Annotated in this window: 7 protein-coding genes; 3 read left to right on the top strand and 4 right to left on the bottom strand. The window is 47.5% G+C overall.

The genetic code is table 11. The annotated features are described in order from the left end of the window. The first annotated feature begins 250 nt into the window (after positions 1-250). Positions 251-1,936: a DEAD/DEAH box helicase family protein gene (locus ACR2PX_RS14270; RefSeq protein WP_434000024.1), complete on the top strand. Its 1,686-nt coding sequence runs from the start codon at positions 251-253 to the stop codon at positions 1,934-1,936. Between the two features lie 21 nt (positions 1,937-1,957). Continuing rightward, positions 1,958-3,664, top strand: coding sequence for a type I restriction-modification enzyme R subunit C-terminal domain-containing protein (locus ACR2PX_RS14265; protein WP_434000023.1), 1,707 nt, complete (start codon positions 1,958-1,960; stop codon positions 3,662-3,664). Between the two features lie 38 nt (positions 3,665-3,702). On the opposite strand, the gene ACR2PX_RS14260 is transcribed toward ACR2PX_RS14265, so the two are convergent. The 4 genes from ACR2PX_RS14260 to ACR2PX_RS14245 form a co-directional block, all read right to left on the bottom strand. Beyond that, on the bottom strand, positions 3,703-4,242 hold the full coding sequence (locus ACR2PX_RS14260; protein WP_434000022.1) for a hypothetical protein: 540 nt from the start codon (positions 4,240-4,242) through the stop codon (positions 3,703-3,705). A 14-nt stretch (positions 4,243-4,256) separates the two neighbouring features. Continuing rightward, positions 4,257-4,832, bottom strand: a complete 576-nt coding sequence (locus ACR2PX_RS14255) for a hypothetical protein (RefSeq protein ID WP_434000021.1) — start codon at positions 4,830-4,832, stop codon at positions 4,257-4,259. 156 nt (positions 4,833-4,988) lie between these two features. After that, the gene (locus ACR2PX_RS14250; RefSeq protein ID WP_434000020.1) at positions 4,989-5,165 is read right to left on the bottom strand and encodes a hypothetical protein; all 177 of its coding nucleotides are present in this window, start codon (positions 5,163-5,165) and stop codon (positions 4,989-4,991) included. Between the two features lie 5 nt (positions 5,166-5,170). Next, positions 5,171-5,710, bottom strand: coding sequence for a hypothetical protein (locus ACR2PX_RS14245; protein WP_434000019.1), 540 nt, complete (start codon positions 5,708-5,710; stop codon positions 5,171-5,173). A gap of 168 nt (positions 5,711-5,878) precedes the next feature. Here ACR2PX_RS14245 and ACR2PX_RS14240 point away from each other — a divergent pair. Next, positions 5,879-6,056 (top strand): type I restriction-modification system subunit M N-terminal domain-containing protein (locus ACR2PX_RS14240; protein ID WP_434000025.1); only part of this gene is annotated, 178 nt, incomplete at its 3' end.

The following is a 6,056-nucleotide window of genomic DNA, read 5'->3' as shown; positions in this document are numbered from 1 at the left end:
GCCAGCCTGCTGCTGTGATGTTGATTGTACCTCGCCAGGCTTGGTACAGGAGTCACAGTAGTAGACTGGTTCCGCAGTCCACAAGAATCTTCCTTCGTCAAACGCTAAAAACTGCAGAATCGAGTTACAGGAAGGAAGGTTTATCGGGATATTTATGAATACTAGTCTGCAGAGCCACTATCTTGATTCACAAGCGACAAAAGTAGAATAATAACGGGCATTCAGAACCCCTTAACAGGATGTTTGCCCCATGACGTCAGTTAACTTTGAAATGCTTCGCTCCAAGTGGCCGGAACTGGCGAGTCTTGGTGCTCAGGCTGAGCAGTATGTTCACACTGATGCTGAAAGCAGCGTGGTTAAACTGCGCAATTATCTGGAGCTGATCGTTCGTTGGTTATACCGTCATGAGCGCCTTCAGCAAGGCTACCGCTCCAGTGTCTATGATCTGATTTCTGACGATACCTTTCAAAGCATCATCCCCAAACCCATTACAATGAAAATGGATGCGCTTCGTATTCATGGCAACCGGGCTGCTCATGGTGACCCTATAAAAGCTGAGGATGCTCAGTGGTTGCTAAAGGAAGCCCATATCATGGGGGCCTGGATGTACCTGAAGTATGCGGGTGGCCATGCGGATGACTTTGCAAAATTTCAATTGCCCAATCCGCCTGCTGCTTCTGGTGGATCTGCTCCTGATATCAGTCCAAAAGAGCTGAAGAAAAAGCAGGAGCAATTAGAGCAAGCCAAAACCGATCTGGAAGAAGCCCAGAAGCGGGAAATTTCCATTCTTCGTGATCTTCAGATCGCCAAGGAAAAAGCCGACGAGCTGGAGGCTCGGCTGAATCATAGCCGCAAACAGGGTGAGCAGGCGGCTAGTGTTTTGGATATGGATGAGGCGGAGACACGTCGCCGTCTGATTGATTCCCGTTTAATGGCAGCAGGCTGGAAGGTTGCCGAAGGTGTCCAAAATACCCTGCAGGTCACCCAGGAACATCCGGTCAAGGAGCAGCCTACTCCAACGGGCGATGGTTATGCAGACTATGTGCTCTGGGACGAAAAAGGCTTACCCATTGGGGTTGTGGAAGCCAAACGCACTAAAGTCGATGCTGAAAAAGGCCGCAAGCAAGCCCAGCTCTATGCTAACTGGCTGGAGAAGGAATCTGGCCAGCGTCCAGTGATTTTCTACACCAACGGCAATGATATTTTTATTTGGGATGACCACCCTGCCCGTAATTATCCCCCCCGTAAACTGTTTGGTTTCTATAGCCCTGAAAGCCTCCAGTATCTGATTCAGCAAAGGAATAATTGTCGTCCTCTAGAGTCGGTTTCAGTGGACACCAAAATTGCTGGCCGCCTTTATCAAATGGAAAGTATCAGTCGTGTCAGTGAGCGTTTTTCTGATCGTCATCGCAGAGCATTGATCGTTCAGGCAACCGGTACGGGCAAAACCCGGGTTGCCATTGCTCTGACCAAAAAGTTACTGGATGCCCGCTGGGCAAAAAGGGTGTTGTTTCTCTGTGACCGCAAAGAACTCAGAAAGCAGGCTCGCAATGCTTTCAATGAGTTTGTGAATGACCCGATTTTTGTAGTGGGGAGAACGGACAAGAAATATCAGGATAACTCCCGCATCTACATCTCGACTTATCCCGGCATGATGAACATCATGGACCAGTATGATGTAGGCTATTTTGACCTGATCATTGCCGACGAATCACACCGTTCTATCTATAACGTTTACGGTGACCTGTTCAAATACTTTGATGCTCTGCAGGTGGGTCTGACGGCCACACCGGTGGATATGATAGGTCACACCACTTATGGACTGTTTGGTTGTGAAGGCCGGATTCCTACCTTTGAATATTCTCTGGAAGCAGCGGTTGCCGACTCTTACCTGACGCCCCACGAAATCATTACCCACACCACACAGCTTCTGTGAGAAGGCATCAAGCAGGACAAGTTGAGCGATGAGCAGATTGCTGAACTGGAAGAGCAAGGGATTGACCCGAATACGTTAGAGTTTGAAGCCAAAGCGGTTGATAAGGCGATCTTCAACCGGGATACCAACCGGGTCATCATTCGAAACCTGATGGAAAACGGACTGCGAGATAAAGATGATCAGCTGCCTGGTAAAAGTATCGTCTTTGCCCGCAGCCATAAACATGCGGTGTTGCTGCAAAGTGTGTTTGATGAGATGTACCCCCAGTTTGCGGGCAAGTTCTGCCAGGTGATTGATAACTATGATCCTCGTGCCGAGCAGTTGATTGACGACTTCAAAGGAGGGGATCAATCCACCAATGATGAGCTGACCATAGCGATCTCGGTGGATATGCTGGATACCGGTATTGATGTACCGGAAATAGTGAACCTGGTCTTTGCCAAACCCATCAAATCCAAAGTGAAATTCTGGCAGATGATTGGCCGGGGAACCCGGCTCTGTGAAAACCTGTATGGTCAGGGCAAACACAAGGAGAAGTTCCGGATCTTCGATCACTGGGGCAACTTTGAATACTTTGAAGAAAACCCTGGAGAAGGGGAAGTCAACCAGAGCAAATCGTTGGCTCAAAAGCGTCTTGAAGCCTGGGTTGAATTAGGCAAAGCCGCCCAGAAAAAGTTTGAGCAGGACAGCCTGAAAACCATCGCCAGGCAATTACAGGAACAAGTGGAAGGGTTGGATGAAAGCTCCATTGCCGTACAGGAAAAGTGGCAAACTCGTGACAGGCTCAGAAATCTAAAAATCCTCGAACAGTTCGCACCACAAACCCAGCAGCAACTTCAGGATGAAATAGGCCCTTTGATGCAGTGGTTGGATGTCCGAGGTCAGGGCAATGCTCTGCGCTTTGATATGGATATGGTCGAAGCTCAGACAGCACTTTACACCAATAAAGACCATCTCATGAAACCCTGGTCAACGGTCGTCAAAAAGCTGGATATGCTGCCGCCCCATCTGGCTCAGGTTCAGCAACAAGGTGAGATTATCAATCAGGTGCGTGACGCTGACTGGTGGCAGAACGCAAGCTTTGCCGAGCTCGAACATGTACGAACTCGTTTGAGAGGCATCATGTACCTGATGGAAGGCGAAGTCACTCCTCCATCGCCTGAACCTGTGTATCTGGATGTCAAAGAAGATCAGGCACTCTATGAAACCGGACAGCGGGAAAGCAAGATTAAGTCAGTGGATCTCAAGCTCTATCGACAGCAGGTTCAGGGTGTCCTGGAACCTCTGTTTGCTACCCATCCGGTGCTACTGAAAATTCGTAACGGGCAACCAGTGGATGACAAAGAGCTGGAAGAACTAGCCAAGCTGGTGTTGATACAGAACCCTAATGTGGATATCCGTACGCTGAAAGAGTTTTATCCCGAAGCCTCCGCCGGACTGGATCAGATTCTGCGCACATTAATAGGTATGGAAAGCAGTGCCGTAGCGGATAAATTTGCCGGGTTTGCCGCCCAGTACAACCTCAACAGCCAGCAGATCCGTTTCCTGGATATGCTGAAAAACCATATCCGGGACTTCGGCACCGTAGAAATGAAGCAGCTGTTCGAGCAGCCCTTTACCCGTATTCACGGAGAAGGCATTACTGGCGTATTCAGTGACATGACCCAGGTGATGGCCATTAAGGAAATCGTGGACGGTTTTGCTGTCAATATAGGGAAGTCAGCTTAAGAGATATGCTCTCCGGTTAGGTGCCGGAGAGTGCTCTTTTATTTGTCAGAAAGCGGATAAATCTTTTCAAACCCCAATCCAGTTAAGCCTGATTTCTCAACGGTTTCGATAAACTTGTCTGAGCAATAAATGTCGCCGTCATAACCAAAAGAGGATGTCCAGAGCATCTGGCTTTCTACGTCTTGGGTATTAAAAGCAATAGCTTCTACAGCGCTGTATTGATTGATACTGCTCTCATTCTCTATAGCTGGAATACTGTTGAGTACATTCAGCAGATACCATGAGCTTCCTTGAAAGGAGAAAGGCAGTAATTCACCTGAGTCAGAAACCACTGATTGAAGCTGATCGACCGCCTTAGATGACAGAGTTAGATGATTGATCTGTGTCCGACATAGGTCACCAGGCTTGTCCGAGTCGTCTTGTGTTCCTTCAATATTGATCCAGCTAGACTGCAGTGATTTGGCTGAAGAAATAGCCTCCATAAACTCAGAGGGGTCATCAAGCTGCTGGCCAATAGCGATTAAGTCTGGCAGTAAAATGCCATAGTTGTCGTCACTAACTATTCTGTAAACCTGCACTTTTCATTCTCATGCTAGAAGTCGTTCACGAGATCTTTCAGGAAGAGCAAGCCAGTCAGTTGGTGTTTCTCAATCAACGTTCTGAATGCTTCCCCACAGTACAGAGCAGAACAACGATCAAAAGACGTTTTGAATATCAGATTACTGCTTACATCACCTTCAGAAAAACCCAGCTTTTTTATCCCCATCCACAGGCCGTTAACGATATCAGCTTCGCTGGCGGATGGGTCAACTTCAACAACGTTCAGACAATTGAACACGTAGCTGTTGGAGCCGTTGATGGTAATGGGCAGAAATTCACCATCGCTGTTCAGTTCATCATGCAGCAGATCAAAAGCTTTTGGAGAGAGCACCAGGTTGGCACTGTTCCAGACGGTGATGTCGGGAGCCTCTGTAGCTTTGAGACCTTCCACCTTCACGAAAGCTCCGCCTTGGTCAATCCACACGTCTTTCAACGAACGGTTATCCTGGCTATAGCTCATAAAAGCTTTTGACCCACCCATTTTCTTTCCGACCGCCAACATTAACTTTTTTTTGTTGATACTCAGGTTCAAGTAGTCGGTGTAATTCAGAGCAATTTTGTATGTCATTCAGCTACACCCAATACGAATTACCTACGTCATACCTATCCCTGGCCTTTTTTATTTGCCCGCATAGCCGCTTCGAGTTTTTTTGAGTCTCTCAGAAGCCTGGCCTTGTTCTTTTGAAGATATTTTTTAATCTCTTCAGGTGATTTTGGGGTGGGTTCAGTCATCTTTTTTAATATCCCTCATCCAGTCAACTTCGTTAGGGTCCGTCAGTTTTCCTGTTGGTTCCTCGATATCGCTTTCCCTGGCGCGGCGCTTAACCTCTTCCGCTTCTTTTTTCATTCGCTTTCTGACTTCTTCGCGCCGCTTTTCATACTCTTCATCGGACAACATCATTAGGCTTACCTCTTTTTCATCCCGATTCGCTTGTTGCCATACTGTTCAGGTGCCATATACCCCTGACTCTTATAGTAATCGATAGCACCCAGCACAGGATCAAGCAGCCATATTTCATCAGCTCCGAGCAAATCAGCATAGGCTGTTGCTCCAAAAGAAAGAATGGGGAAGACGCCTTCACCAAGAGGGCTGGGTTTAACCGGCGTCGCTTCAATCAAATTCATACAGATTTTGGAGCCGTTTCTGGAAACAGAGCCGTAAGTCAGGCCACACAATTCATCGCCTGCCCAGATCGACATTTCAAAGCGCTTGGGTTTTTTCTGGTAGCCTGTGAAAGATTTCTTCCAATCCCAAATCCCCCGTGATCGTCTATACCCCTCACCCTGAAGAGTTTTCCACGAATCAGCTATTTCTGCTGTGCGAAGTGAAATGCCTTTGACAGTAGCATTAGGCCAGGATTCCTCAGTTATAGACCAGACATCTTCTCTGATACGTTGGTAATAATGTATGACTGAAGGGTAGTTATAAAACTTTGGCTTATTCACATTACTTCCTTTTAAGGTTTTTTTATAAAACTTTTCCCTTGTCGTCAGTCTACCCGAACCCATGACTCCGCGAAATCCCGCCTTCACATTAAAGGAGGCAGAAAGTCACTGCTACAGCCATATCCAGGCGTTATAATCCCTTCCAACTTTATTTATTTAGGCCCCTCCATGATCACAGGCGAACTGAAAAGCAAAATCGACAAGCTCTGGGAAGAGTTCTGGGTCGGTGGTATTACCAATCCGCTTACTGTGATTGAGCAGATCACCTACCTCATGTATTCCCGCATGCTCGACACCATGGAGAGCAAGGACGAGCAGAAAAAGGCCCTGGCCGGTGTCGATTTCA

This window comes from Endozoicomonas sp. (assembly GCF_051008435.1).
Classification (GTDB): domain Bacteria; phylum Pseudomonadota; class Gammaproteobacteria; order Pseudomonadales; family Endozoicomonadaceae; genus Endozoicomonas_A.
The sequence above is the reverse complement of the archived record's forward strand: the minus strand, read 5'-3'. Positions and strand labels throughout refer to the sequence as shown.

What these genes read in the sequence shown, in the direction of transcription:
- ACR2PX_RS14250 (WP_434000020.1), bottom strand. Translation starts at nt 5,165, where the DNA reads ATGATGTTGTCCGATGAAGAGTATGAAAAGCGGCGCGAAGAAGTCAGA.
- ACR2PX_RS14270 (WP_434000024.1), top strand. Translation starts at nt 251, where the DNA reads ATGACGTCAGTTAACTTTGAAATGCTTCGCTCCAAGTGGCCGGAACTG.
- ACR2PX_RS14255 (WP_434000021.1), bottom strand. Translation starts at nt 4,832, where the DNA reads ATGACATACAAAATTGCTCTGAATTACACCGACTACTTGAACCTGAGT.